The 26,377-nt window shown below is 38.6% G+C and carries 22 protein-coding genes; 10 read left to right on the top strand and 12 right to left on the bottom strand.

Going from position 1 to position 26,377, the window contains the following annotated elements:
• Positions 1-109: 109 nt before the first annotated feature.
• Together SHI21_RS02690 and SHI21_RS02685 are read left to right on the top strand one after the other, a co-directional pair.
• Positions 110-5,671, top strand: coding sequence for a hypothetical protein (locus tag SHI21_RS02690; RefSeq protein ID WP_323574575.1), 5,562 nt, complete (start codon positions 110-112; stop codon positions 5,669-5,671).
• Between the two features lie 146 nt (positions 5,672-5,817).
• Positions 5,818-7,050, top strand: a complete 1,233-nt coding sequence (locus tag SHI21_RS02685) for a hypothetical protein (protein ID WP_323574574.1) — start codon at positions 5,818-5,820, stop codon at positions 7,048-7,050.
• Between the two features lie 53 nt (positions 7,051-7,103).
• Here SHI21_RS02685 and SHI21_RS02680 read toward each other — a convergent pair whose 3' ends face one another.
• Positions 7,104-7,280 (bottom strand): hypothetical protein, encoded by a 177-nt coding sequence (locus SHI21_RS02680; protein WP_323574573.1) that lies wholly within the window; start codon positions 7,278-7,280, stop codon positions 7,104-7,106.
• A complete protein-coding gene (locus SHI21_RS02675; RefSeq protein WP_323574572.1) occupies positions 7,280-7,639 on the bottom strand; it encodes a hypothetical protein in 360 nt (119 codons plus the stop codon). The genes SHI21_RS02680 and SHI21_RS02675 overlap by 1 nt, the downstream gene beginning before the upstream one ends.
• Before the next feature lie 325 nt (positions 7,640-7,964).
• Here SHI21_RS02675 and SHI21_RS02670 point away from each other — a divergent pair, with 325 nt between their 5' ends.
• From SHI21_RS02670 to SHI21_RS02655, 4 genes are all read left to right on the top strand, one after another.
• On the top strand, positions 7,965-9,920 hold the full coding sequence (locus tag SHI21_RS02670; protein ID WP_323574571.1) for a hypothetical protein: 1,956 nt from the start codon (positions 7,965-7,967) through the stop codon (positions 9,918-9,920).
• 80 nt (positions 9,921-10,000) lie between these two features.
• Positions 10,001-11,614 carry a hypothetical protein gene (locus SHI21_RS02665; RefSeq protein ID WP_323574570.1) on the top strand — a complete coding sequence of 538 codons (1,614 nt, stop codon included), beginning with the start codon at positions 10,001-10,003 and terminating at the stop codon, positions 11,612-11,614.
• A 10-nt stretch (positions 11,615-11,624) separates the two neighbouring features.
• A complete protein-coding gene (locus SHI21_RS02660) occupies positions 11,625-13,628 on the top strand; it encodes a hypothetical protein (protein ID WP_323574569.1) in 2,004 nt (667 codons plus the stop codon).
• Positions 13,629-13,650: 22 nt separating this feature from the next.
• Entirely contained in the window at positions 13,651-13,815 is a 165-nt protein-coding gene (locus SHI21_RS02655) for a twin-arginine translocase TatA/TatE family subunit (RefSeq protein ID WP_323574568.1), read from the top strand.
• On the opposite strand, the gene SHI21_RS02650 is transcribed toward SHI21_RS02655, so the two are convergent.
• The 3 genes from SHI21_RS02650 to SHI21_RS02640 are packed head-to-tail and all read right to left on the bottom strand — an operon-like array spanning position 13,812 to position 15,759.
• The gene (locus SHI21_RS02650; RefSeq protein ID WP_323574567.1) at positions 13,812-14,369 is read right to left on the bottom strand and encodes an outer membrane beta-barrel protein; all 558 of its coding nucleotides are present in this window, start codon (positions 14,367-14,369) and stop codon (positions 13,812-13,814) included. The genes SHI21_RS02655 and SHI21_RS02650 overlap by 4 nt on opposite strands.
• Before the next feature lie 8 nt (positions 14,370-14,377).
• On the bottom strand, positions 14,378-15,373 hold the full coding sequence (locus SHI21_RS02645; RefSeq protein WP_323574566.1) for a glycosyltransferase family 9 protein: 996 nt from the start codon (positions 15,371-15,373) through the stop codon (positions 14,378-14,380).
• On the bottom strand, positions 15,346-15,759 hold the full coding sequence (locus SHI21_RS02640) for a DUF309 domain-containing protein (RefSeq protein WP_323574565.1): 414 nt from the start codon (positions 15,757-15,759) through the stop codon (positions 15,346-15,348). Before SHI21_RS02640 ends, SHI21_RS02645 begins: the two co-directional genes overlap by 28 nt.
• Before the next feature lie 76 nt (positions 15,760-15,835).
• Here SHI21_RS02640 and hisC point away from each other — a divergent pair, with 76 nt between their 5' ends.
• The 3 genes from hisC to SHI21_RS02625 are packed head-to-tail and all read left to right on the top strand — an operon-like array spanning position 15,836 to position 19,086.
• Entirely contained in the window at positions 15,836-16,984 is a 1,149-nt protein-coding gene (hisC, locus tag SHI21_RS02635; RefSeq protein ID WP_323574564.1) for a histidinol-phosphate transaminase, read from the top strand.
• Positions 16,981-17,985, top strand: coding sequence for a fumarylacetoacetate hydrolase family protein (locus tag SHI21_RS02630; protein WP_323574563.1), 1,005 nt, complete (start codon positions 16,981-16,983; stop codon positions 17,983-17,985). Before hisC ends, SHI21_RS02630 begins: the two co-directional genes overlap by 4 nt.
• A gap of 12 nt (positions 17,986-17,997) precedes the next feature.
• Positions 17,998-19,086, top strand: a complete 1,089-nt coding sequence (locus SHI21_RS02625) for a homogentisate 1,2-dioxygenase (protein ID WP_323574562.1) — start codon at positions 17,998-18,000, stop codon at positions 19,084-19,086.
• Between the two features lies 1 nt (position 19,087).
• Here the strand turns inward: SHI21_RS02625 and SHI21_RS02620 are convergent, their stop codons facing one another.
• From SHI21_RS02620 to SHI21_RS02610, 3 genes are read right to left on the bottom strand one after another with little or no spacing between them, the layout of a single operon-like run.
• Positions 19,088-19,876, bottom strand: coding sequence for a lysophospholipid acyltransferase family protein (locus SHI21_RS02620; protein ID WP_323574561.1), 789 nt, complete (start codon positions 19,874-19,876; stop codon positions 19,088-19,090).
• Positions 19,876-20,727 carry a GNAT family N-acetyltransferase gene (locus SHI21_RS02615; RefSeq protein ID WP_323574560.1) on the bottom strand — a complete coding sequence of 284 codons (852 nt, stop codon included), beginning with the start codon at positions 20,725-20,727 and terminating at the stop codon, positions 19,876-19,878. Before SHI21_RS02615 ends, SHI21_RS02620 begins: the two co-directional genes overlap by 1 nt.
• Complete coding sequence (locus tag SHI21_RS02610) at positions 20,717-21,940, bottom strand: M20/M25/M40 family metallo-hydrolase (RefSeq protein ID WP_323574559.1); 1,224 nt, start codon at positions 21,938-21,940, stop codon at positions 20,717-20,719. Before SHI21_RS02610 ends, SHI21_RS02615 begins: the two co-directional genes overlap by 11 nt.
• Positions 21,941-22,067: 127 nt before the next feature.
• Here SHI21_RS02610 and SHI21_RS02605 point away from each other — a divergent pair, with 127 nt between their 5' ends.
• Positions 22,068-22,694: a flavin reductase family protein gene (locus tag SHI21_RS02605; protein WP_323574558.1), complete on the top strand. Its 627-nt coding sequence runs from the start codon at positions 22,068-22,070 to the stop codon at positions 22,692-22,694.
• A gap of 1 nt (position 22,695) precedes the next feature.
• Here the strand turns inward: SHI21_RS02605 and SHI21_RS02600 are convergent, their stop codons facing one another.
• The 4 genes from SHI21_RS02600 to aroC are packed head-to-tail and all read right to left on the bottom strand — an operon-like array spanning position 22,696 to position 26,365.
• Entirely contained in the window at positions 22,696-23,082 is a 387-nt protein-coding gene (locus tag SHI21_RS02600) for a hypothetical protein (protein WP_323574557.1), read from the bottom strand.
• A gap of 15 nt (positions 23,083-23,097) precedes the next feature.
• Positions 23,098-24,342, bottom strand: a complete 1,245-nt coding sequence (locus tag SHI21_RS02595; RefSeq protein ID WP_323574556.1) for a hypothetical protein — start codon at positions 24,340-24,342, stop codon at positions 23,098-23,100.
• Complete coding sequence (locus SHI21_RS02590) at positions 24,317-25,342, bottom strand: 3-dehydroquinate synthase (protein ID WP_323574555.1); 1,026 nt, start codon at positions 25,340-25,342, stop codon at positions 24,317-24,319. The genes SHI21_RS02595 and SHI21_RS02590 overlap by 26 nt, the downstream gene beginning before the upstream one ends.
• 27 nt (positions 25,343-25,369) lie before the next feature.
• Positions 25,370-26,365 carry a chorismate synthase gene (gene aroC / locus SHI21_RS02585; RefSeq protein ID WP_323574554.1) on the bottom strand — a complete coding sequence of 332 codons (996 nt, stop codon included), beginning with the start codon at positions 26,363-26,365 and terminating at the stop codon, positions 25,370-25,372.
• Between the last annotated feature and the right edge of the window lie 12 nt (positions 26,366-26,377).

Below are 26,377 nucleotides of genomic sequence, written 5' to 3'. Positions count from 1 at the left end.
CATTTCTCCTTTCGCTGGTTTAATTTCACAAGATTCAACTTACTCTAATTATATTTTTTCAAGTGCTGTCGCTACATCATGTGCAGAACCGGTTTATGCAAAATTATTTGTGATCAAAGCTGACGGGTCCCTTGATGATAGCACTCCAATCGCAACTCAATTAATTGGTGCAGACGCCAGGTATACTTTTGATTTAAAAGCTCTAGGTTTAGAAACCCTGGCCTCAACGGTTCAATATGTTGTTAAGGCCGAAGGTTGTAATGGTGATGTCTATAAGAGACCAATCACTAACAATGATAACTCTCAAAACATTGATGCCAGAACAACTGTTATTGCTGAAGTTGTTAATGCCAATAGCTTAGTTCTTAATAAGCTAAATGAAGCCGATAGAAAGTCGATAGAGTCATTAATTAACTCTGTAGGCGGCTCTAATCCAACGAGTGCTATCGCTTCTTTAACAACTGATTCAATAAACGTAGATAAATTCGTTCAGATTTTTGGTGTTTCTCCTATGACGATTCAGGATTCAAAACCTGAAGTGTCCATGGCCCAATCCTATTTGAACCTAAATGAATTGCAGCCATCGACTTTTACCCTTCAAACATTTCACATTGATCCTAATTATAGTTTTGCCTATAAGTGGAAGCTTGATGGTGTTGTAAAATCTGCAAGCAGCTCATGGACCTATAATCCTACGGCCGATAGTCAGGGGACCCATCAGATTGATGTCTATGTTGGGAAAAATGATGGGTCAGGCAACATTGATACGACTAAGCCTTTTTACTCTAAAACACTTTCTGTCTCTGTTAATAATAACGTTTTACCAACTCCTCCGAACTGGAGTTTAAATGCGAGTAATCCGTCACCGGTTAACTCGAATACACTTTTAGTAAATATTGCGACAGGTGTATCACTTGCTAATTGTAATTCATTTTCTCATTTAGCTGTTACTGATACTCCAGCGGCCCCAAGTGTAATGCAATTTAATATCGAATGTACGACTTCAGGAACTCAAACTGAAAGTGTGACTTTTTCATCAGCTGATGGAAATAGAACTCTTTATCTTTGGGCCATGGATAGTGAAGGAACTATTTCAAGTGCAAAAACACTCAATGTTGTTCTGGATACTCTACCTCCAGTTGCAAATTTAAGCTTTTCACCGACTATTATTCGCGGTGGGATTACTCAAAATATTTCATTAAGTGGTAGCGATGCCGGAGTTGGATTAAGCTCATTAGATCTGTATTTTTCATCAAATGGCGGAACATCGTATTCATTACTTTCAAACTTAAATCTTACGGATACATCATATAGCTGGAGTGTTCCAGCTATTGATACAACAAATGCGATATTCAAATTGGTAGCTACTGACTTAACAACTTCAGTGACAACTGTTTATTCACATCAATTTGCTATCGATTCAACTGCACCTTCCTCCCTAACTATTTCCAGAACAAGTAGTGCTAGTTCAAACTCAAACATTGTAGCGATCAGCGCTATTTGTAATGCAGACTATGATAAAATTCTTTACTCACAAACTGCGACGACACCAGCAATACCTGATTCTGCATGGGAGACTTGTAATGCGACAAAAAACTTTACGACAACGACAGGCGATGGCCTAAAAACAATTTATGCATTTACGAAAGATTCGGCCGGAAATATTTCAAGCTCTACAAATGTGACAATGACTTTAGATACAGCTGCTCCAGGTGCCCCAGCTTCAAGTCTTGCCAGTGCTAGTATCAGCAGCTCAACAACAGTTTCATTTACTGTTGCAAGTTGCCTGGATCGTCCAAGTATTCTCATCAGTGAATCTTTTCTTGCGCCATCTGCCGGGGACGCCAATTGGCAAACCTGTGGGACTGGTGCAGGAGCTATGACTTACACTTTGATTGGCCCGGTTCTTCAGGGGAATCACGATCTTTACGTTTATTCTAAAGATGCGGTTGGAAACATTTCATTATCAACTGCTGCTTCAATGATTTATGATACGACTAACCCTACCCTAAACTTATCAACAACTCTGGCCTCTTTATACAAAGGCGGAGATAGCGTTGCCTTGAGTTTTACAAAAACAGATATCAACGGACTCTCTTCATTAAAATTGTATTATGCTAATGATGGAGCGACTTACTCTCTAGTCAATAATCTTGCGACAAGTGCAACTTCTTATACGTGGACAGCTCCAGCTCACAATACAGCTACTGCAAAGTTAAAATTAGAGGCCATTGATAATGCCACAACTGGAAACACATCAACGGTTTATTCGACAACTTTCACTATAGATAGTACTGCTCCTACTGCACCAACAATTGCCAGAACAAGTGCTCAGTTCACGACTTCTAACGTGGTGGCAATTAGTACTACATGTATTGCTGACTACCAACAGATTCTCTACACTGAAACCGCAAGCACTCCAACACTTGTAAATCCTAATTGGGAAGCATGTAGTGCAACCAAATCATTTACAACCGGGGCCGCTGATGGCACAAAAACGATCTATGCCTTTACTCGCGATCTTGCAGGAAATATTTCTGCGTCAGCAAATGTGACAATGTTTTTAGATACAACTCTGCCAACGTTAGCTTTAACCAGCTTCAATACGAGTGGATTTTATCAAGGTGGGGCCACTCAAAATATTACATGGTCAGCGAGTGATACGAATATCACAACTACGCCGATTTCAATTGCTTATTCAATTGATGGATCAAACTATACCGCACTAGTTAGTAATGTTGCCAATAGTGGAGCTTACTCTTGGGCCATTCCAAGCATTAACAGTGACACTGTCACTTTAAAACTTACAGCGACTGATAAAGCTGGAAACGTCAGGACTTTAGTATCGAATAATTTTACTGTTGATTCAGCTCCACCATCAGTGAACACAATCACAATTGCAAATAATGTCACAACTATTTCAAATCGAAACGTGCTTGTTTCAATGACGGCAAGTGATGCGTTTACAAAATTAACTTCAGTTTGTTTTAGAGTTAACAATAATGCTCAACCTGCAGCGAATGACACTTGCTGGGTGAGCCTAGATTCCATTGCAGGTCTTTCAAATGCAAAAAATATCACGATTACAGATTTCCCACTTCAGTTAGGGACGATTACTGGAACGTATACGGTTAATGGGTTCGTACGTGATGAATCAAACCAGATTTCCACTTTATCAAATTCGGGTAACGGTACAAATGGAGTTGATCTTCTAACACTAGATTATACTTCAAACCCTGCACCGACTATTTCAAATGTATTGGCCGTTAATGTTGATGCTCCTTCAATCCCAACGCTTCCAGAAGAACAAGTTGCACCTCTTGGATCGACTATTTACATACAGTGGTATGCAAGTGACAACGTTGCACTTCCGGCCAATGCTATTAAAATTCAATACACTACGAATGATTCAGTTTTTGTTGATGTTACAAGCAACTTAACCAATGGCGCGAATGGTGGATGTACTGTTCATGCTGGTTACTCTGGTTGTTATCAATTAACTAACGCTTCTCCATCAAGTAGTTTTCTAAGATTTAAAATCATCGCCAATGATGGTGATAATGATTCATCATCAGTTTCAAATCCTCTTAATACCAATGCTGTTAATTTCCTCGCAGGAAATACAAATCATGGAATTGGCGGATCGGCGGTTTCTGCTATCTTTACCTCATATGAAGAAGCTGGCTACAATGATTATTTTGACGACAGACAATTAGCTGTCACAAAAAATGGTTTTGCTTTTATTCGTTCTGCTTTCGATGATTCAATTCTCTATGTTGATCCAATAAGTGGAGCTGTTAATTTCTTAGTGAAAAAAACGGGAGCTGACACTGGTGATGGTGGATCAGTTTTTAATGCAACAATAAAAAGTAAAAGTTATTTGAGTCTTGATCATCAAGACAATTTACTTATTTTTAATAGCGACAGAATAAGAAAAGTTGATCTGCACTCAACTCCATGGAAAATAACGACATTACTGGGTGGAGGAGCAACTTTAAGTAGTGCAACGAACCACACTCTTAGCCCGACTGCTGTTACTCTAAGTGGTGGATTGTCGCCAGCAGTAGCAACACCAAACGGAAGATTATATTTCTTTAACGGTAGAGTTCTTTCCTATTACGACTACTCAGACAACCTAGTTCATTATGTTTCAACTTTTAACGGACTTGGTGCTACAAGTGTTGGCTCAGAAGATCCTAATTTTGATGTTACCTATTGTGCTGTCCGAGAACGTGCTATTGCATTTAATATTTCAACGAGTGTCGTTGAAAAAATCATTTCACGCTTTGGTCAGACAACAAATGCTGCTTGCGGAAGCCAAGTCAGTGCCGCATCAGCTGTTGCCAGTCTTAACCCTGCCACAGGTACAAGCACATCTCCTCATCCCCCAACGACGAACTGGGGAACTGACCTTTTCTCAGGATTAAATGGTCAAATCTATGGTTTGTGGCATGGTCGAACAACCATCAAAAAATATGACAAGGCCACCAATGCTTGGGTGACAGTTTTGGGATCAGGAAACCCTGGCCGATGTGCAGATGGTACTCCAGCTCTTTCTTGCAATGGTATTTTCATGAGTGCCTTCGTAAATTCATTCGGAACTTTATATGTAATGGATATGGGTGTCGTCCGTTATGTCGATGCAAACGGAAAGATACAAACTCTATTCGGTCAAAGAAGAGATTTTGGTACTGGGTATTCGCCGCTATCTTCTCGCTTCTCACTCTTAAATTCATTCGCTCTTAATGGTGACGATGTTTACGTTATGAATACGAACGAAAGAAAAATCACTAAGTTTTCTTTAAATGGTGGAAGTGTAACTCATGTTGCAGGAAACTCAGCTGCTGGTACTTTTGCCTTCGGTTCAGCAGCAACAACTCAACCACTAACAGATTCTTGCGGATGGAGTAACTCATGCATGATCCAAGTCGATGATTTAAACAATCGTTTATATTTCGGGCGACAAGCTGCGGCTCCGGCCTATGTCGATTTAAATACAGGACTATGGCAACAAAATGTAATTAGCGGGGGCGGAGTTTCAGCAAATCTTCTGGGAATTAATCCTGCTGATAATAAGATCTTTGGATACAGAGGATACACCACGACTCCATTCGTCTCTTCTGCAATCTTTGTATTATACGACACTAGCGCTTTAGCTACGTCTCGTATTTATGGCCCACCAAGTGATACTTCAACACCGGCATCAGATTTACGCTTGTGCTGGGATCCTGTTACTGCAACCCAGTTAAATACTTGTGACGGTTTATCTTTTAACTTGAGAGTTATTCAAAGCAATCTTATGTTAACAAGAGTTCCATTTGATACGCATGACTCTACTTGGAAAGTGACAACGAAAAGTACTAATAAGATTTACTCAATGCCGGCCAGTGGCAGTAGTACATTGTCACTTTATGCAACAACGACTTCAAGTACCATCACTTCATTTGATATTTTCAATGATGGTATCAACCCGATGATTTATTACTGCGGGACTGATGGGAAGCTGTATAAGAAGAATGTGACTTCTGGGGTTGAAACAAACTTACCTCTTCCGCTAGCGAGTATGACTTGTGCTGGAAGCTCTCTTTATTATCATGAAGGAAGAAATTCTGTTATTTTTTCTTATGCTCAGAATTTATTGTTTGGGATTGCGGAGTATCGAAATCCTTAAAAATGCTATTGCCATAATGACACCATTTTATTCGAAAACCCGATAAAAAGTGTCAATCCGATTCCAATTCCGACCAAATCACTAGGCATCCCCTTTGCAACTCAGTTTATGCTGGTGTTCTTCCGGCTTTTTTCTGAGGGGGAAAAATGAATTTCAAAAGACTAGTGCTTTCAACACTGCTCGTTCTTTCAACATCATTACATGCACGCGGAGAAAGAGCTCCTGAACGCGATCCCTGGAATACACGCCCAACAACTCCACGCGATCAACAAGACCCTTGGGGAAATCAAGGCAGCATCCGTGACGTAGAACTTCAAGTTGGCCGCTACTTCGAAGGACAAGCACGCTTAGATCTTTTACAAGACGCCTACACTCGCTCTCAACTTCAAGGTCAACGCATAAAAGAAGTCACAATCACGGCTTCAACAGAAGCAGGAAATGGACAAGCAAGACTACTAGTTAATCAACAATCCTCAGAACAACCAAGAATCATCGCACGCCAAATGGCCCGCTACACTTTTGCAGTTGATCCATTTGCAAACTCAATCAATCAAGGTTTAAGAACATTAGAACTTGAGATGAGAGGAAGATTTTATGTTGAGAAAGTTGTCTTTGGTCTTGTTCAAAATAGCGGTCCTGTTAACCCTGGCCCTGGGATACCATCTCAGCCACAAACTGAAGTTGTTAGACAACAGTTCAATGAAGTTATCAATCAAGAAGGTGGGTTAAATCTTTTTAGAAATTTTAATCTTGGAATAGAAAGACAAGGGCAAGCTGTTAGAAGAATTTCTGTACTAGCAAGATCTCAAAGCGGATACGCACAAGGGCAACTTTTAATTAACGATCAAGGTTCAGGGCAAGCGCAATCAATTGGAACATCTTCGACTCGCCTAACTTTTGATTTAAGCGGACAAAGAATTGGAAGAGAAATCCAAGGTCTAAGACTTCAATTCAGAGGATACCTGGTCGTTGAAGAAGTGACTCTTGAATTTGAAAAAGGTGGATCAATCCCAGGTCCAGGACCAGGGCCAATATTAGAAAGAAGAATTGAACAATCAATCAACCAAAGAATTTACGATACAAGTGGAGTTAACTTAACAGCACTAATGAGAATCGATAGAAGACATGAAGATAGAATTGTTGATTCAGTTGAAATCTTTTTAAGAGGAAGTGACTACGGAGTAAATTTAAAATTATGTCAGCAAGTACTGAACTCAGGGCCATACCCAACTGTTAACTGTGGAGCGAACTCAATGGTAACTCCAGGTATGCAAGTGATCAGATTGAGCTCACTAAATTACGCAAAATTAATTGAACTAAGTTTATCAGTTAGAATGGGGATGATTGATATTGATAGAATAGCTATCAACTTCAGATAAGAAGTCTCCTCATAGCACACACCAAAAAAAAGGCCGACATTACGTCGGCCTTTTCATTTTTCAGTTTTGTGATAGTCTTCATATTTGTGTTCCTGCTCTTCCATTCTGGTGGCGAATTCAATGACTACCAATTCTTCTTTTGTATATTCATTGGTAGTTCTCTGGACCATCTTTTTCTTCACGCAAGAAACTAAAGTTAAGCTGAAAATAAATAAGAATATTATTTTCATTATTTTTCACTACCCTTAATAAATTTATTAAATTCATTTTGCAGCTCTAGAAAATAATCATTCTCTCGGAATTTTACTTCTTTAATCTCACCCTTCTCATTTAATTCTTCGAGATGTTTTGTCATTCTATAAATCGGCCCTGCCACACGATGTGAAAGTTTGATTCCAATATAGCAAGTCACCAGAGTGATAATAGGAGCAGCAATTAATAAGATTGTATTCATCAGCGATCTTTGATCAGCAATGAATCTAAAGAAAATATGTCCTTCAGGTATCCCTACGGAATAACCTGTTTGTTCAAAATTCCAAAAAAGATAAAGTGTTGCCAGGTAAAAAACGGCAATACTTACTAAGGACATTAATAGCGAAAATCCTAAGAAACTATATTGCAGTCGTGGATTAATGAGAAAGACCTTTCGGCGGTTTCCTATCTTCATGGATTTCCTTAATTAAGTGGCTAATTTGTATACACTTTTATGATAGCCGATAGTTATTTTTTAAACAAAAAGAAATAGTTTTTATCTGATTTTTTTATCATCCACAAAGATACGGCACTGAAAATCTCGAGAGTCTGACCTAAGTATTCAACTATCCATTATTCCAAAAAAAATACAGCGTTTTACTTTATTATAGTTAGACATAACCGATAACTCTACGGAATGCTTCAAAATGGGATTGGTTTTTATGAAACGACAGACTCGCTACTTTTTCTTAACTTTGAGTTTTATGTTTCTATTATTGTCAGAAGTAACAGCAACTGTAACAGACTCTAAACTTCCAACAGTAGCTCCCATTATTAATAATAGCTGTCTTGCATGTCACTCATCTCCATCAAATACAAAGCTTAATCATACAACAACTCTTGGATGGATTAATTCAACTCTGATCGTTCCAGGAAACAGTGCGAATTCACGTTTATTAACGGTATTCACTTCTAATACACCAACCGCAATGGCCTCAATTAAATTATCCGAAAAAGATCTGTCTGCTTTAAAGCTATGGATCGATCAGGTTAAGTTAAGCTGTCCTCTGACAAATTCTAAAATTGATTATACAAAAAGTGACGGCTGCAACTGCTCAACTGGATATGATGATATTAGAACGACGGCCGGAGCTCTTACTGAATGTCGCAAGCAAGTCGTGATTACATGTACTGCAAATTTTTCTCAAGTCAATCCAGCGATGACCGATGGCTGTGGTTGTATTACTGGTTATGTAGAACAGAGAGATGCTAATAAAAAATTAGTTTCTTGCTCAGCTCCTACTTACTCTTTCGATGTCGAATTAAAACGTTATAACCGTTGTTACGCTCAATTCACAAGAGCTGCTATCCCTTACAACGATCCTAGAATTGCACTAATCAAAACTAAAAAAATGACTGGTGTGCAGGCCTGTATGGATCTTCTAAAAAAAGCGGCGCTTAATACATCAGGACGTATCAAGACAAATGCAAGTGGTGATAATGATCTTGAAGGAATGCAAATCCTAAGTACGTTTCAAAAATTTCACATGAGCTGGTTTTCAAATCATAACTGGGCAGATGCCGCTACCAATCTGAACGGATCTTATCGTGGAACATATGACTTATTCTATTCTGGTGAACCTGCATTGTTAATGACTAATGCCTTATTCAATACGAATGTTCCTTATTCAACAATTGTTACATCTGAAAATGCTTTTGAGGCCATCAGATCAAATCCTAGTAACAATGTTTACTCCCGTTCAGTTTTTTCTAAATATGAGTATCTCGGACCTGCTCAGGAACGCTTGCCGTGGACACCTTCTGAAAGAATTGAAGTTGGAAATATAATTGGTATCAGGCCAATGAACTCTGACGAAATTCCTTATCTTGTAGATTTAAAACAAAGCAATATTGAATACAAACTTCCAAGTGGTGGTGGAGTTCTCGGATCTAATCCATTTTTTATGCTTAATCAGGGACGCAACCTGCGTGTAAAAACAAATGGTGGTGCGGCCACTTATAGAAGATGGAGTAAATATATTTACAAAGATGTACTTTGCAGAGAGATACCGGTTATTCGCAGTTCCGATGTCGCTTTTTTAAGACAAAAGATGCCTTCATCTGATTTACCTTTTAGAAATGGAAACTCATGTTTGCAATGCCATTTTTCAATTGATGGACTGGCCGGTGCCGTAAGAAATAAGAGTGTTCTTAGAACTGGAACTGATCTTCAAACTGGAGCAACAAACGTACACACGATACTCACTTATAATTATCCTGCCACTGAAGCTCCTGAAACATTTCTGGAAAAAAGTGACAGTGACTTAAATTTTTACAAGCGCCCAGCAACTGCTAACTTAGTTTTTAGAACATTTGAAGGTGCTTTTATAAATAAGCAGTATACAGGTACCGAAGAAGTTGGACAGGCCATCAGTGAACTAGACGATCTCTATGTTTGCGCTGCCAGCAGATATTATCGATTCTTAACCGGAGTCAACGTTGACATTCGTGATTACAACGATCCGATGTCTCCTGTCACTGACTCTGCAGATGAAATTCAGTATAGAAATTTAGTTATCAAGTTAGGAAAAAATTTAAAGAAGCACCAGAGTTTAAATAAACTAATTGAAGAAATCATTGCTTCTCCGCTCTACATAACACCAGGAAAACTAGATTAACAAGGCATGCTTTTATGAGTGATAAAAAAGATTTATTTTCGCGAAGAGATCTCCTTAAGGGGCTAGGTGCGGTCTGTGCAATGAGCTTAGTGCAAGAGCGTATGGTTGATCAAATTGTCGAAAGTTTTGTTGGCTCGGCCCAGGCCGCTCCAGGCATGCTCTCTGACTTTCGCTACGTGAATTTTACAACTTCAGGTGGAATTCCCAGATGGTATTTTGATCTTCCCATTGCACCGAATGGAAATGATCCTTATGTGGCCAATAAGCAAGTTATTACATCCATGAGAATGGGAAGCGATAATAATCCAATTGGAGAATATGCTCATACAAAAATGGGAGATTTTTATCTGCCTCTTTTATGGAGCTACTCTATTCCTCTTAGTAATGGTGGAGTGGGAAAATTAAATGAACTTGCATCCAGTGGTCTTTTTATTAGAGGCGTAGACCAGGGTCTTGATGGGCACGAATTTAATTTGTTAAGACAAAATAGTCCGGTTCCTGGAGGACTGACTTATAGCGGTCTCTTTGCTGACACTGGTGAAACTCCAATTCCAGCTGCTACAAGTGCTAATAATTTTGAGCACCGTTCAGCTAAAAACAAGGCCATCATACCATTTAATTATCGAACAGATTTAAAGGTATTAAGTTCTTCTTTCAACTCATTTAAAACAACAAATCCAAAAAGTTTCAATCGCCGCGATATGGCCCAAAGAACTATTGAAGCTGCTATAAAATCAATTCAAAAAACTCAAGGGACAAACTCACCTTACATGAGTGCGATTAAGGCCAACCGTGATAATGCGATGGAGCTTTTATCAAGTGACTTTGCCACGATTGATGCTGACTATCAGGTTCTTTATGATAAGTACCAGGCCCTCATCATCGCAGCATCAAAGATGCCTCTTCCTGGCGTAACGACAGCACCGATCTATGCAAAGGCCGGTGATAGTCGCTTTAATGTTCTGATTAGTGAGAATAATCCAGGAGTACAAGCGACAGCACAAACCGGGGACATCCGCATTGGTTTTGAGAATATTTTACCAAACCCGGCATTTGCCCACGCATTTGCTCTGGCCGAATTTTTAATTACAAAAAATTTAAGTTCATCCGTTGTCGCCAATCTTGGTTTTTGGAATAATTTCGATATTATGAATTACAATTCATTCAATCCAGCAACTCAAAAGTATGACCTGTTTGAAAGTGCATCTAAGCCTAGAGCTTTAAGTTCAGACGCTCACACAACTGGAGCTTTCCCTGCACTTATTTTGTTCACACGCCATTTTCATGCCTATGCAACATGCCTTCATGAATTTATGACTGTCTTGAAAGCTAAAAATATTTATGACCAGACCTTAATTCACACAACGACTGATTTTAATCGCATTCCAAGAGTTGATGGTAGTGGAGCTGACCATGGTTTCAGCGGATGTGCGACTAGTATTTTTTCCGGAAGAATTAAGCAGACTCTGGTTGTAGGAAACATCTCTCAGAACTCATCCTCACGTGGGACCTGGGGGGATGCAGCTGACAATAGTGCCCTTGGTAATCGAAAAATTAATTTAGGAAATGTGGCCTCTACCATTTGCTCTATTTTTGATTTGCCTACACCTGCGCAAAACGATTCATCTCTTGTTACACTTGGGGCAAACAAAACAGTTATGATCCCAAAAGATAAACCTAAAAATGCAGCTTAGGGAATTGAAAATGAAAAATATATTTTTCACACATTCTATTCTGATTTGTTTTCTACTTGTTGGATGTATGCAGTCTCAAAAAGAGAGTGATCTTGCATTCAAGGTCAATGAAAGCACAAACAGAACCCCTGCTTCTGGAGTTTCTCCGGATGTGGAGTCACCCGATGCTCTCGAATCAGAACAAGTTGTAAAAATCAATCCTGCCACTTGCGGAAATGGCTGGCAGCTCAAGAATCCTACTGTCATCAACGAACATTTTAAAAAAGCAAAAGAAGTTCTAAATAGCAACTCGTGTTTAAGTTGTCATAACTCTTCATCGAAAGGGTACGCTCTTTTAAATTATTCTTCGACTGAAGAAATGTTAGAAAAAAAGGGAGTCATGAATGAAGGCAATCTTATTAATCCACTGGAATTAAAAAAATCTTTGATTTTAACTAAATTATCTAATTATGGTGGCTCAATGCCAGCAGTTTCTGAAACTGATCTTGCCACGTTAAAAGAATGGATCAAGTCGATTGATTATGAATGTCTTGCTGAAAAAGAAATCGTGAAAGAAGCAAGTAAACAAATAAAAACTGCTGATGCAACGATTGATCAAAAGATTACAACGTATACAACAACTACGACGACTAGAAGTGCAACTTCTCTTAAAGTCTTAATGCCAGGTAAAGTTGAATCAAATTTAACAATTGCGGAGAAAGACTCCAAGAACATTACTGCTGAATCAATTGACTCGATAAAAAATTTAACAACAGAAATGGCCAAGGATAAATACAAAGCAAGCACTACTTTTATTGCGTCAGTAAAAAATAAGATTTTAAAATTAGAAGAGAAAGTTTTATTCACAGGCGTTGATGGGCTGACTTTCAATTTAAATCAGATTCATAATCTGAATTTAAATACAGGTGTTAATACAAAAGGTGCCATTGCTTTAACCGATTTACCGGTGTCTAAAACAACTGAGATCAATAAAATTGAAACGACAATAACAACAACGGGTGCGTATAAAGATGGTGTTTCAACGATCGTTCAAAAAACAAAAACACTTTCAAAGGCCGATAATACATTCGCAGTCAAAGACCGTACCTATGTGATAGATGCCAACAAACTTGTCTTTACCGAAGCCATTAGTGATTTTGGGCCAAAGAGCTCTATCTCTTTTTCAAATGGAATCAGGTCTGAAATTACAGTGAATGCTTACCTTAAAGCAGGAAAGACTTACATTGAAAAGAAAGTGGTTAAAACTCTGGCCGATGGCTCTTTAGTCGATGGAGTCTATAGTGGTCTCTCAGTTGTCGGAAGCAGTACAACTACAAGTGAAATAGATGGAAATAATTTTTCATATATTTCAATTCCATTAATCACTAACAAAACAATACGTCCAACTAGAACTTGTGACATTGCGACTCTTGAAAAAAATATTGAAGCAAAATCTTCAACTGCGAATGGAAGATGGCTTGCCTCTAAAAATGTCAATATTCGTTTTGCAGAGAGGTATTACGTTCTTTCTGTTTTAAGCAAAGTTTTTGGATCATCAGTCCTGGGAACGGCCTACTCTATAAATTCCCTTAATACTGTATTCGGTGGGAATTTCGATAATTACGATTTGGTTAGAGATGATCTTACAAGTTCTAAAGTCATCAATACTTCTCCTGAGGGTTATGCGCTCATAGCGGCCAATACGACTCCAAATACCGATGTCATAGGGCCTTTGAACCCAATACGATTGGCCACAACAATCCGCGTGTGTGAAGACATTGCTAAATCCAATACCTTCATTTTAAATGCGATCAGAAATGCTACTGGAGATCAAAGCATCTCTACGGCCAGTATCCCTTACCCATTCAAACAGGATTTCATAAATGCTCATAATTTATTTTATCCAACTGATCCCATTTCTGAAGACACAACCAATGCTTTAATTTGTGTCGCCGATGCTGAAACATCTGCTATAGATCAGTGGAGGAATGTATTCCTCACTTTATGTATCACTCCAGAATGGCAAATTCCTTAATTAATTTAACCGGAGAATGAATATGGGAATCGGTTTTACAGAAGCTCTTCTTATCGCTGGTGTAGCAATCTTGTTTTTCGGTGGTAAAAAACTTCCCGAGCTTGGTAAAGGCATGGGAGAGGCCATCAAAAATTTCAAGCAAGGGATGCGTGAATCCCAGGAAGAAGAGATTAAAAAGGATGCTTAGAATTTTAGATTCAATCCTAAAGAAGGCTGAAGTTCATAATCTTTTAAATTAGGATCATCTGTTGGTGTGTAAGTCACAAGAATGTTGGCAGACACTGACAGAAATCTTCCTAAACTTAAACTCACACCTGTTCCGACATAGGGCTGAACCTTACTTTGAGTATCTTCAGTTGTCGTCGTCGCGTTCACCGTCTTAGTCGTTTTATTTTTTCTATACTGAGCTCCTCCACGAAGATATGAACTCATAAAATTGGTCATCGTAAAAGATCCACGTAAACCTAAACGCAGTTTATCTTCACTGTCTTTATATTCAGTATTATTAACGCTATCAGAGCTCGTATCCTGAGCATGAGTGTATTCAGTCTCAAGTGCACTGATAGGAAATTTATAAATAACAGTCACACCATAAATGGCACGAGTCTTCATAGAAGTTGTAGGTTGAAATTTCTGAACACGCTCTAATCCGATGATTGGTGTAATGCTCAAGCGGTCTTTTGTATCAACAGCAAAAACACTCATTGGTAAAATCGCAGAAATTAATAATAACTTTTTCATAGTAACTCCTATAACTTAAAGTTGAGGTGGATCTGATCGACGACCTGATTCATCTCATACATCTCTCTTACTTCATCCATGACAAAGTATTTTATTGGTGCTTCATGTGTGAAGAGTATTCTTTGTGGGCGGTATTTAAAAAAATCGTAACTCGGCCATTTGTCTTTTTTATCAAAGAAAGACAAAGTGTCTACTGCAACATAGTTGCATAGACCTTCGGCCCATATGTTATTCACGATCACTCCTTTTACTTTTGTAAAAAGATAAATCATCTCTTTGATATTCGATCCTCGCTGCATGAATAAATCATTGTGACCTAAGTCAATGCTAGCGAACAAATCAGAAATAACGTCTTCGTCTTCTAAGCTCCAGATAACGAATTTTTGTTTCTGGAAACTATCGAAGAAGTATTTCCATGTATCAATTTGCTTTGAAACGTTGGCGAAATTATCCAACATAATCATGATAAATTTTGGTGGCTCTGGTTCTTGGAAAAGTTTTTCAATATTTGAAATGGGCTGTCCTGTTTCTCTATTTTTTGCGATACGAACATCTTTTAGGTCTTTGCCTAAAAAAAGTTCTAAAAGTCTCATCGCTTTCTTTTCCACTGAAAGATTCGTTGGCTCTGGAAATTTTTTCGTAAGTAGGTATTTATTCCACTTAATTTCAAAACCAACTCGTTCTTTTGCTCTGAAGTTAAATCCCATAAAAGCAGAATTAAGCGAGCCTTCTAAATCTAAAAATAAATCTATGTTAAAAATATCGTGCATATTCGCACAGTAGTGATGAGTTTCAATTAAACTAAGTTTGGTTGCAGGGCGCTCGAACACTTTCACCTTGAAAGGTAAAAAAGTTAAAATCAAAGAGCAGCCCTCTTCGACAATAATATTGATTTCCGCTTTGGGAAATTCTTCACTCAGAGTGACGATGAAAGGCAGACACTGCATCACATCTTCTTTGACTCTAGGGAATTTAACTAAGAGTTTTTTAACTTCCATGTCCATAAACTTGGGTCCTTAAAACGAAACGCATATAATTTTTCAAAATCACTTAATACGGGCTCAGCGGGAACAGCTCTCACTAGCGCCTTCAATTCTGTCCATGAAAGCTCGGAGCGCAGAAGATCACTTTCAACATTGAATTGCTCACAACGATCGAATTTTTGTTTTGCTTTATAGATCAGACCACGGGCACCCACGAGGTTACTTTCGCGAAAATGAATCATCGCTGCGGCCACTTGAATCACTGCCCAATATACATTTCGTAAGGGTCCCGGCTCTTCCAGCCAATGGTGCTCTAAGTCTTCGTGACATTCCCAGTATTTCTGGACATTAAAGAGAAGGATCCCCTGCTCTATAACTTCCAAATGGGACTGATCAAATTGACTCATTTTTTGCCTGTGTGTGAGAAAGTTGTTATCTTAATCTTCTTAAGAATCTATTCTACATTTTTATGGAAATATTGTTATGTCGGAAATTTCTGATCAAATTCAAACGCTAGTACCTGACTATGTTCGTAACCTAACCGTCTATCAAGCTGGAAAGCCTATTGATGAGTTAACTCGTGAAAAGGGTTTAACTCGTGTTTCTAAGCTCGCGAGTAATGAAAATCCACTTGGGCCATCACCATTTGCTATTAAAGCAATGACTAATGCCCTATGGGATGTGCATCGCTACCCTGATATGAACGCTTACATGTTAAAGAAGTCTCTTTCAAAACTCTATAAACTTAAGCATGAAAACATTATTCTTGGAAATGGCTCTGAAGGAATCATGGCCTATATTGCCCGTGCCTTTATCCAACCAGGGCAAGAAGTTTTAACATGCCAGAACTCTTTTATCGGGTTTAGCATTATTATCCGCAGTGTGGGGGCCACTCTAAAAACTGTCCCACTAACAAAAGACTACCGCTTTGATGTTGAAGGACTGAAAAACAGCATCACTGAAAAGACGAAAGTTATTTATATCTGCAATCCAAATAATCCAACTGGGACTTACATCACTAAAAAAGAATTTGATGTTTTAATGGCCCATGTTCCGAATCACGTTCTCGTTATTCTTGATGAAGCGTATTTTGAATTCGCTGCAGGTAAAGAAGATTATCCAAACTCAATGGACTATCGTTACGACAACGTTTTAACTCTTAGAACTTTTTCTAAAGCTTATGGCCTTGCTGGAATTCGCATTGGTTATGGATTTGGACATGAAGACTTAATTGCCAACCTTTCCAAAGTAAAACTTCCTTTCGAGCCAGGGCTGATTGCTCAAATGGGAGCAGCAGGTGCTATTCACGATAAACCACATTTAAGAAGAACGATTCTTAACAATCAACGCCGCTATAAAGAAACTTTTGAGTTCTTAACGAAACATGAATTCAATCCAATTAAATCGGTTGCAAATTTTATCGCTTTTAAAACCGGATCAAATGAAGCTTCAACATATATGTTTGATAAACTTCTTGATCACGGAGTGATTATTCGCCAGCTTAAAGCTAATGAAATGCCGGATTATGTTCGCGTGTCTCTTGGTAAGAAAAGTGAAATGAGTCACTTCTTCAAAGCAATGGAAGATATTCTTCCTGAATACAACAAACGTTTCGGGAGACCAAAGTCATGAAGATCGTAACCTACTTACACCGTCACGCTCTTGGAACTGAAAAACGTTTAGGGATTCTCGTAAGTGACAATTCTATCTTAGATCCTAACTTTGCCTTTGCTTGCGACTTCGAAAGAGAAGGCCGCTTCAATGCTCGCGAACGTGCTAATGCTCACTGCCCTTCTTCACTTCATCAACTTCTTCGCTTAAGAGAAAATCCATTAGAGATTCTTCACGAAGCCTGGGGATTAATGTTGTTTTTAGAGAAGTGCGGAACTTTTGAAATGAAGGATGGCACTCGCTATTTAATCGAGAGATCAAAACACATTTCCCTGACGACACCACTTGATAAAATCGAAACATACCGCGATTTCTTTGTTCATGAAAAACATGTGGCAACGGGATTCAAAAAAAGAAATGAGCCTATTCCTCCAGCTTGGTTTGAGTTTCCTGTGTATTACAAAGGAGCGACTGCTGGATTTATCGGACACGAAGAAGAAATTCTTTGGCCGTCATACACTGATCAATTAGATTATGAATTAGAATTGGGAATGGTTGTTGGTCTTGATGGATACAACATCAAAGCTAAAGACGCTCATAAACATATTTTTGGTTTCACTATTTTAAATGATGTTTCAGCTCGCGACATTCAAAGAAAAGAAATGACTGTTCGCCTGGGGCCTGCAAAAGCAAAAGACTTCTGCTCTGTCATGGGGCCTGTGATCGTGACTGCTGATGAATTTGATTCTGTTGATCCTGATCTACTAATGACAGCAAAAATTAACGGCAAAGAATGGTCGAGAGGACGCTCTGGAGATGCACACTTCACTTGGGGACAAATGCTTGAGCATACTTCTCGCGATGAATGGGTTTTAGCTGGGGACTTCTTCGGGTCAGGAACTGTTGGAACTGGTTGTGGACTTGAACTTGATCAGTGGATTAAGTCAGGTGACATCATCGAGCTGGAAATTGAACAGATCGGAAAGTTAATTAATAAAGTTGGAAACAAAGCTAAATCATAAAAGAGGATTTATATGGAAAGTTTTAAATCATCAGGACTTTTTACAAAACAAGCTCACGTAAAAATTCCCGAAGGTCACTTCGAAGAAGAGCATGGAAGAAATGGGTTCTTCGGTAGAGTTTCTCATTTATATCACGCCATCGCGCCTGTGACATGGACGAATATTGAAGGCGACCTGAAACCTCAGTGCCAACCTCCGATGTTTAACGACAATTTAAAAAGAAACAAGTTCGAGCCAATTCTTTCTAACGATGACCTTGTTATCAATATTGGTTTTTACACTAAATCATTTGAGAATTTTTATAGAAGTGCAGACTTTGACGAGTTGTTCTTTATTCACGATGGGACAGGACGAATTGAAACATCATACGGCCCACTTGAATACACTAAAGGTGACTATATTATCATCCCTCGCGGGACAACTTATAAATTGTACCTGACGACTGAAACAAAAATTCTAAAAGTTGAATCAAGATCTGAATTTGAGCAACCTGATCGTGGAATGCTTGGGCCAAACGCTCTTTACGATCAAACAGCAATCGTCACTCCAGAAGCTGCTCATGGAAGTGAACAAGATAAAAAAGAATACAAAGTTGAAATCAAGCGCCTGGGAAAAATCACAACTGTGACTTATCCACATAACCCGCTAACGGTTTCAGGATGGAAAGGTTCAGTCTACCCGACTAAACTTTCAATTTATGATTTCTGTCCGGTGACAAGCCATCGCTACCATATGCCACCAAGTGTGCACACGACTTATGTCGCGAAGAACTTTGTTATCTGCTCATTTGTTGAAAGACCATTAGAAGAACATGAAACTGGCGCTCTTAAAGTTCCTTTCTATCATTCAAATATTGATTTTGATGAAGTGCTTTTCTATCACCAAGGAAACTTCTTCTCGCGCGATAATATCGATGCAGGAGCTCTTACTTTCCACCCACAAGGGATTCACCACGGGCCACACCCGAAAGCTTTTAAAAACAGCGTAGCCAAGACTCGTACCGATGAATTTGCGGTGATGATTGATGCTAAAAGACCACTGATCCCAAGTGAATGGTTCAGCAATAACGAAAATAAAAACTACTGGAAATCTTGGCTATAATTTAGACGGCGTGAGTGATGACTTCAAACTCATCACTCACCAGTTTGTAACAGGCATCGCTTAATTCATTTTTATCTGCATAATCTGTCGCTTTCAAACTCTGCATAATCGTAAACTCGGCCACAATGTTTTTATGTTTAAACAATGCGAGTGCATGACCTAAAAATCCCATATCTCCATACCAGAAAACTTTATCGCGATTTTTTATAGTTAACTTTTCACCATCAAGGGTTCTGTAGTTCAGGCAAACCGGAAGGACTTTTGAGTGTGAGTTAATGGCCGCTTGAAAAAGTGGACGTCTAAAGCGAATAACCGACTCACCATTGGTACTTGTGGCCTCAGGAAAGATCACAATGTTAAGACCATCATCAAGAGCGTCTGAGAGCTCTTTGACTTCTCCCATAATCCCCGCTTTGCTTCTTCTCTCAACAAATAAACATCCACCTAACAGACATAGTTGTCCTAGAAATGGAGTTTCTTTCATTTCTTTAGAAGTGACAAAACACGTTGGCATGTATGAGCTGATAATTAAAATATCCAGATAAGAAAGATGATTTGAAACAATCAAATAATTAGAATCAAAATCAATTGGAGCAAAATTCTTTCTAACTTTAATATTAAAAATCTTTAGACCTAATTTACATGTTACAGAAATTAATTGAGTCAAAAATGGACGCGCACGATTGAAATTAAATCCACAAAACAGCAGTACCAAACTAGATACGATTAAGTAGCAGACAATAGCTGCTCCAAAAATGAACGTTCGAATCAATAGTCGGACTTGGGACATTAAGTATCCAGTTTTTTAAAATATCTCTTCTCATAAGAAGAACTAAGTTCTTTGAGATTAAGTATAGTAAAAAAATCGATACATTGAAACTCTTTATCTAAGGCCGGTTTCCCAAAAACTCTTGCACCTGCATTAATATAGCTGCGTAACAACGATGGAATTTGCCCCATCAGGAACTTCTCTTCGAAAAGATCTTCACCAGTTACCTTAGAGAAACTCATCTTATATTTTGATCTCGGTCTGATTCCAAACTCTTCCGACGTCATTTGGTTATTTGTCATTGTTTTAAAGATGGCCTTGGCCATAACAGGAGAGACTGTCATAATGCTGCTACAACCGAATAAATATGAAGCATTTGTTTTCTTTGCATACTCGCCGATTCCCTTCCAAAGAAGATCAATCACCGCACCATTTCTATGTTGAGGATGAATGCACGCTCTTCCAAGCTCTAATTTCACACCTGGAGCATTTAAAAATGTATCAAGACTAAATTCACCTTGTGAGTAAAATTTTGAAGTATGCTCACTTGAGAGCATTCTGTAAGTTCCACAGATCTCTCCCGTCTCATTTGAGCGGATAACCAAATGGTCACAAAGAGAATCAAATTGATCCAGGTCAAGATTATGGTCATCAGTGATTCCAGTTTCATTAAAGAAAATATGGTGCCTCATTCTGAACAACTCAACGAGTTCAGAAATATGATTGGCCGTTTTTAAAGTGTAATTTTGAGTCTTGATGAAAAGTGGATGTTTGGGTGTGTAAGTTAAGAATCTTGGAGAAATATAAAGCATCCATTCATCATGTAACTTGTGGTCAGAATTAATACAAGCAATCTGATAACTAGCAGTCATATACGGCCCCTGTTAAGAATGTTGGTTCTTTATTTAAGAATTCTAAGACTTCTGTTAAAGCGTATTGGCGGGAGTAAAAACTCTTAAGATCCATCACTTCATTCGAAGTATGCATCCCTTTTGTCTTTGGCCCCAATCCATCAATGTAAATAAGTCCCGGACGAGAAAAGTAATTAATATCTGCTGCTCCACCAGAGTGCTCAGCAAGACATTCTGTTTCCTCAAGTTGAGAAATGATATTCAGGTAACGACCGACTAAAGGATGAAGTTGATCTTGCAATGGAAGAGGCGGGCAATCATCGACAATTTCAATCGTTGTCTTACATGAATCGCCCGTATAAAAACAATTAACCGAAGAATTATCAATCAAACTCTTAATTGCCTGATCAATGTCTTCTCTCTTTTCTAAAGTAGGAAATCTTGCGTCTAATTTGATTTCTACTGATTCACAAATAACGTTATAGCGGTCCATTCCACCAGTCATTGAACCAACATTCACTTTCACTTTATTTTGAATGTCGTTTAGTGGATTGAGTTTATAAATAAACTCCGCTGCATGGTGAGCAGCATTGATAAATGGCTCACCAAATCTTCCAGCATGACTTGATTTTCCAATGATATTTATTTTGTACCAGCGGTTGCCGTTTCTCGAAGTGATCAGCGATCCATTGTATAAAGCAGGCTCCAGTCCTAAAACAGCAACCGACTTCTCACCAACTTCTTTAAAAAGTGGATGAAAACCAATTGATCCTGTCTCTTCACATGGCGATGAAATAAAAACATAAGTGAAATGATGTTCTGGATTTTTTGTTAAGAATGCTTCCAATGACTGAAGCGCCATGACCAGACTGCCTTTATCATCTCCAATTCCAGGTCCTGTCACAGTCTGAGAATTAAAATTAATTTCAAATCGCAGCTCTTTTCCCGGTGAGCAAACTGTATCAGCATGGCCAATAAAGCTGATCTGATCGGAGCTCATTCCTTTTTTAACGGCGTAAAGTAAATCCCCTGTCTGCATCTCAAGATTTGGTACAAAAGTGCATTCAAAGCCCAAATGCGAGAGTCTCGCGGCCAGTAATTTCTGAACGCGGTTCACACCTTCAATATTTTGAGTTTGAGAGTCGATTTCGACTAGTTGCTCGAGAAAATCAAGACCCTCTAATCGAATCTGATTAACGTAAGACGAAAGAAACTTTGTTTCTAGATCCAACAACTGAACATCCCTTGTAAGATATTAATAAGATTAAATCACAAGGATTTCACAATTGACTGTTATATATCTGGTAGAACTTTGTTAGAGTTGTATTAGGATTATTTAAAAATTGAGGTTTAGAGTGACAATGAAATCGTTTGATACTGATGGTGCGTTTGCCGACAACTATAAAATTCTAATTGGATCAATCCTGCCTCGCCCAATAGCAGTTGTGTCAACTTTAAATGAAGACGGATCAAACAATCTTGCACCTTTCTCATTTTTTACTGCCGTTTCAGCAAGTCCTATGATCATCGCTTTTTCTCCAATGATTAGATCAAGTACTGGTGAAATCAAAGATACAACCCGCAATATCTTACGCGAAAAAGAATTTGTTATTAATATTTTGAGTGAAGACATTCTTGAGCAAGTTAACATGTGCTCAACTGAGCTTCCATACGGTGAAGATGAGTTTGTTCTTTCAGGACTGACTCCTATTGCTTCAGATAAAATTAAAGCAAAAAGAGTGAAAGAAAGCCGCATTCACTTCGAATGCATTTTCCGCGACAGACTTAACTATGGAGACCAACCAGGTTCTGGCCAGATCATTACCGGTGAAGTTGTCCGCGTGCATATTTCTGAAGATGTTTTAGAAGGTGGAAGAATCATCACTTCGAAGTTAAAACCAATCGGTCGTGGCGTGGGCAATGATTATTTCAGATGTACGGATGTATTTGAGCTCGCACGTTTAATGAAAGCTCAAATCCAAAAATAATTTATTCGTTTACAGTGAAGATGCTGTCTTTGAAAAAGTCTCTTAGCTCGACGTAAAGCTCAAGGTTACATCCTTCAACTAATTCAGCTCCAATTTTTTGAATTTTCGGTTTTGTCGGAACTTCAACAATCGATAACCCTGCTGTTAGGTATGGATCCTTACAGTTGACCTGGTGTAATCCAAAATAAGCATTAGGAACACCACCTGAAATAAAATCGAACATATCAAACTGTTCACCGGCCTTAAAACTCATTCCATTTTCAAATACGATATCTTGTCTAAGTGTATAGCGTTGATAGACTTCCATGTCGTACCAGTTGGTCACAACTTCTTTGGCAAAAATATTTGATGAAATGAGAAGAGTAGCAATAAGGATTAATTTTTTCATATAGACCTCTTAGGTCTATTTTAACAACGTAAAAAATTTTGGAAAGGACTTTTCAACACAGTCAGTTTCGAAGAGTTCGCCCCCGGCATTTTTTGTCATAAAAAGCGCTGCGGCCATGACAATTCGATGATCACGAGCTGGTTTAATAGTACTCTGTTGGTATTTCTTTTGACTCGATCCAGTGATAGTTAATACGTCTTCTATTGGGGAATAGTGCATTTCTACACCAAACGTCTTCATTAAATTCGTCATTTCTTGAAGGCGATCACTTTCTTTAAATTTCAGAATCTCCATATTAGAAAAATGGTTCACACCATCTACATGGGCTGCAAAAAATGCCAGTGTTGGGAATAAATCAGGCGCAGTTGAGACATCAAAAGTAACCGGGTTTAACTTATCACCTTTTTTTATTTCCAATCCATTTGCTGTAAACGAACACGTTGCTCCACTTGTTTTTAATACTTCAATAAAAACAGAATCGGCCTGATACATATCAAGTTCATGACAATTGGTAATAAGCACTCGTCCCATTAAAGCGGCAAGAGCAGCAGGATAACCAAGAGAGCTGAAATCAACAGGAATAGTATATGAATTACTTTCCAGGGATTTTTTAATCACCATCGAAGTCATTTTTAAATAAGCTTCTGAAGCATGCAGATTAATGAACTCAAACTGCAGTGGAATTTTAGAAAACGCCAGCATCATGGCCGAAGCAAACTGCGTACTCTTTTTGCAGTCAATCTCCAGCTTCGTTGTATTGTACATTGAAGCGGGCCCTTTTAGCGTAATCCAAGGGGTTTTAGAATCCCCCGACACGTTGTGAACAATGTTCACACTTAACTTCTTTAAAGGGTTAATAAGATCTTCTATTGGCCTCTCACTCATCTTCTCTGTCGGAAAAATTTGGTATTCTTTTTTTCCACGAGATAAAAGTGCGATCAGGAATCTATTTGTCGTTCCACCGTCACCAGTGTGAAGCTCGATCACATTGCCAACAGAGTCTTTTTCACAATCAGGAAACGAATTTAAAAAAGTTACAGTTGAACCTGATTGCTCAATTTTCAATCCAATTTTTTTAAAAGCATTTAAAAGATTTGTAACGTCAGTAGAATCAGAAAGATTGCGGACTTTGAAATTCTCTCCTCTAACCGCGCCTAAAATAAGAGCGCGATTAGAGTGAGACTTACTGGTAGGAATAGTAATTTCTTTATCGAAAGTTAAAAGAGGCTGAACCTTAAATGGTGAATTTTCTAAGTTCATCTTTATTTGCTTCCAATGTCGCTTGAATTTCATCGAAAGACTTCGTTTCAATTTCAGCATTACCGATGTCTTTGATGATAACCATATCAAGTGAGCTTAGCGCACTGATTTTTTTATCTTTTGATAAGTACATCATGATTTTATCAATTGGGAATTCCTTATTGAACCATGGTGCGTGATCCCCTGGGATTTCTAATGCTTTTTTAAGAGCAGCAATATCGTTCAGGTTTTTTTCTGTACCAAAAAGTTTAAACAGAAGGGCCGTTCCCCACATCACAGCTTCACCGTGAGGGATATTGTAGATGAACTCAACTGCGTGACCAAAAGAGTGACCAAGATTTAAAATCTTTCTGATCCCTATTTCTTTTAAGTCTTCAGTAACAAGTTTCTCTTTGAACTTTGCACAGGCATCGATGATCTGAGACATTTCTGCTTTTCTGATAACCAGATCGTAGATTGAATAATCAAGGAAACTGTATTTTAAAACTTCACCCATACCACTGTTTTTTTCAACAGCAGGAAGTGTTTCAATAAATTTAGGACAGATCCAAACATTTGTTGGAAGGTGGAAAGCACCAATCAGGTTTTTTCCAGACTTAGAGTTGATGGCAACTTTACCACCGATACTAGCGTCTACCATCGATAACAGAGTTGTCGGAACGATACTCCAAGGAATACCACGAAGAATTGTTGAAGCAACAAATCCACCGAAGTCAGATGTAGCTCCACCACCGATAACAACTAAATGAGCATTTCTATGAATACCCTTATCTAAGAAAAACTCCATTGCATTCTGGAAGTCAGTAATATTTTTTACTTTCTCACCATCAGCAGCTTTCCAGAAAAGGACTTTCTTGTTTTCGATTTGCTCTAACAGTAAATCTTTTGAGTAAAGACTCCATACCTGGTGATCAGCAATCACTAATACCGTATCAGTTTGAAGCTTGTTGATTTCTGAAATAATGTTCTCTAGCTCTACGTGCTTAATTTCTGTCTTCATGCCCACTCTTTTTTTCTCTTTATATTTTTATTTAACTTGATATGCGTTTTGTCTTAAAAAATGATCCGCTAAAACAACTTTCACCATCGCTTCCACGACAGGAATTGCTCTCGGGATAATACACGGATCATGACGACCCTCTTTTGCTTTATCACCAACAGTAGATGTTGGCTTAAAAGTGATAGTCATCACCATGCGCTCACCGTTTGAAATCCCACCTTCCATTCCGCCAAAAGCGTTTGGAGTGCTTGAAACCTCACTTCCCTTCATCGTGGCCATGTCTTCACCTAGCCCATATGAAAAAGAAACCACTGCACCAATTGAAAGAAGAGCTTTTGCAAAATCAGCTTTCAATTTATCAAAGGCCGGCTCACCTAATCCCACTGGAGAATTATCCACAACAATGCGAACTCTTCCACCAACTGACTCCCCTTGAGTTTTTAAATCTTCAAGGTAAGTTTTGATCTCATCATTTCTTTTCACCTCAGGAAAAGAATATGGTGATAAATCAGAATCCAAGTCTTGTAAAATATTTTTATACTCGAACGGTCCGAGTAAACTTACATAAGCTTTAACTTTTACCTGCGGGATAATTAATCCTGCGAAGTATCCGGCCACAACTCGAGAAAGTGTTTCTCTTCCTGAAGAGCGTCCGCCTCCACGATGATCACGAATCCCGTATTTCAGGATCGTGGTTTTATCGGCATGTCCGGGACGAGATTCAGTTTTTATTTTGTCATAATCAGAACTTTTTTGATTTGTATTATGAACTATAATTGCGATTGGTGTGCCCAAGCTCTTCCCTTCAAACACCCCTGAGAGAATCACTGCTTTATCATCTTCATTTCTTGAAGTAGTTCCAGCAATTTTTCCAGGTGCACGTCGGTCGAGTTCTCTTTGAAGATCTTCAAGAGAGACACTTAGTCCTCCGGGAACTCCGTCAATAACAACACCCATGGCAGGTCCGTGAGACTCACCAAAGCTCGTTAAAGAAAACATTTTACCAAAGCTATTTCCACGCATATGATCACCATT

The organism is Bacteriovorax sp. PP10 (assembly GCF_035013165.1).
GTDB classification, from domain to species: Bacteria; Bdellovibrionota; Bacteriovoracia; order Bacteriovoracales; family Bacteriovoracaceae; genus Bacteriovorax; species Bacteriovorax antarcticus.
Note: the sequence above shows the minus strand (reverse complement) of the source record. Positions and strands in the feature narration are given on the sequence as shown.